The sequence below is a fragment of the Acidobacteriota bacterium genome (assembly GCA_003225175.1).
Taxonomy (GTDB): Bacteria; Acidobacteriota; Terriglobia; order Terriglobales; family Acidobacteriaceae; genus Gp1-AA112.
This window is the reverse complement of sequence record QIBA01000248.1, coordinates 1-2103: the sequence shown is the minus strand read 5'-3', so window position 1 is coordinate 2103 and position 2103 is coordinate 1. Positions and strand designations below refer to the sequence as shown.

Sequence of the window (2103 nt, the reverse complement as noted above, 5' to 3'; positions counted from 1 at the left end):
GCGGCCGGAACGACGTAAGCGGAACCGCTTAACCTACCCGCGCAAGTAGTCACGAAATCTGAACAAATTACCCAGTTCTCACAACGTCTGACTGCAGCTTTGTTCTGTACAATCCCTACCCATGACCCGGACCCAGATCTACGATCCGTTCCGACATCTGTCCCATCTTGGAACTGCACCAATAAGGGGCGAAACGACAGATCCAGGCTCGGCATCGGGTCACTCGTCCCGAGTCGCGCGCCGAGTAACCCTGGCGTACTTTGGCGCTCGAACTGATCATCCGGTTTCGTGTCTGGCCTGACATAATCGGTGACAAATGTCCCATCCCAGAGAGTCGAGTCTGCTTTTGGCAACCCACAATCGCCCCCTCTCCACCACGTTGAGCGATTACGCGGATCGGCTTTACGAGATTGAGATAGCTCTTCAGACGCTGCAGCAAAGTGCTGGTCCGCACAGCGGAATTGTTGCGCATGTTGCCCGCAGCGTCGGCTCCGCTTTCTCCATCGCCCGCTCTGCAGCAGCCGTGATCGGTTCGTTACAACTCCACAACCGGCATACCGCCGGAAACCAAAAAGACAGCGGCTCGAGGAAAGTAGCCAATGGCGGATGATTCCCAAGCTTCTCGGATAGAACACGGTGATTACATAGCCGAGGTCTTGCGCGCCAGTGGCCCGGATCCGTTCTGGTATTACGTGCTTCAACGGAAAGGTTCCAGCGAAATTCTCGACCTAATGAAGTTTGCAAATTATGAGGATGCCAGTGCGGGAGCACGGGAAGCGCTAACCAGACTGCGTCGTGCTGCCGCCGCAGATTGAAGTTCGCGGGGTCGGGAACTTTGTAAGCCAATATCGTCATGAATCGTGACAACCTGAGTACCTGTTTTTTCATCAAGATCGGGCATGTACGTGAACGACCAGGTCACCTGGGATCCCTCGCTGCAAAACCACCACGGAACCTCTGGCCATACCCTCCACTTGATGAGCGCATTTGTCGGGTGATTCGTCGGTCGTAAACGACAGAAAACACCAAAAAGAATAAGAGAACGGCTATCAAACTCAACTCGCATCCTTAGGAAGAGCTAGGGCAGTAAGGGGCAAAGGTCTGTGAATCGCGAGAATGTCGGGGTGACCCTCATCGACGTCCTTGATCGAATCTTGGACAAGGGAATAGTTGTTGACGCCTGGATCCGTGTTTGTCTGGTGGGAATTGACCTCATCTGGGTTGAGGCCCGTGTTGTAATCGCTTCCTTCGAAACTTACCTCGATCATGCGGAGACGCTGGCTGGAAGCAGCCTGGTTTCGGCGCCGCCTTCGGCTGCTTCGCTCCATCATGCAGACAAGAATAGGAAATCTAGACCTTCGACTCGTCTGCGAGCTCTAGCTGCCAAAAACGGCTCCCATGACTAATTCCATAGATCGAGACATTTTAGGATCGAGTGGTTTCCGCAGCGCTTGGGTTTGGGTGGGAGCCCATGCATCCGGGGTCCCCAACAAGCGCCGGTGTTGCGGTTGTTGGGGTGGATTCATGCGTGGGGCAATGCTTCAGCGTCGCAAGAGAGCAATCGCCTAATAATTGTTCGGGCTTTAGCCCCGGGACTTCCCAATATGAAACCCCGCGGCTAAAGCCGGAAAAAAAGAAAATGCGCTCGTTGCGAGGCTTGAAAGCCTCTCCCCCCGGATGAATCCGGGGGCTCCCACCGGAATGTGTTCGCGCCGAAATGCGGCGGCTCGCGTCCTTGATCGTGATGGGTGGCGCAGCCCGATTTTTTTTCGTGTGCAACGCCCAAGCGGTGGGTGCCGCACTCCGCGGGCCTTTCGCGGGATGCGCAATCGAGAGCGCTTGCAGTGCCCTCATCCATCGCACGTCCTATTCTTCTGCGTCGCTACTCTGGTTTTGGGGGATATTCACGTCGCCGAGAACGAGAGCTTCGAACAGCCAGACGCAAGCGATCGTGCAATTATTCGACACACGCACCCCGCGAAAAAGCGCGGAGTGCGGCACCCACAGCGAGGTATCGTTCACAAAAGGCAAAATCATAACGGAGAATAGGATGTGCCACCCCGCCGGCCCATAGAATGACAGTCTTAGAAAAAAGAGGGAATA

General features: G+C 55.1%; 4 protein-coding genes. 3 read left to right on the top strand and 1 reads right to left on the bottom strand.

Features of this window, described 5'->3' with window-relative positions; genetic code table 11:
* The first annotated feature begins 379 nt into the window (after positions 1-379).
* The 3 genes from DMG62_25100 (at position 380) to DMG62_25090 (ending at position 1406) form a co-directional block, all read left to right on the top strand.
* Entirely contained in the window at positions 380-610 is a 231-nt protein-coding gene (locus DMG62_25100) for a hypothetical protein (protein PYY19001.1), read from the top strand.
* Entirely contained in the window at positions 600-815 is a 216-nt protein-coding gene (locus tag DMG62_25095; protein ID PYY19000.1) for a hypothetical protein, read from the top strand. The genes DMG62_25100 and DMG62_25095 overlap by 11 nt, the downstream gene beginning before the upstream one ends.
* A gap of 288 nt (positions 816-1103) precedes the next feature.
* On the top strand, positions 1104-1406 hold the full coding sequence (locus tag DMG62_25090) for a gas vesicle synthesis protein GvpA (GenBank protein PYY18999.1): 303 nt from the start codon (positions 1104-1106) through the stop codon (positions 1404-1406).
* A 460-nt stretch (positions 1407-1866) separates the two neighbouring features.
* Here the strand turns inward: DMG62_25090 and DMG62_25085 are convergent.
* Positions 1867-2103: hypothetical protein (locus DMG62_25085; protein PYY18998.1), on the bottom strand; the 237-nt coding region annotated here is incomplete at its 5' end.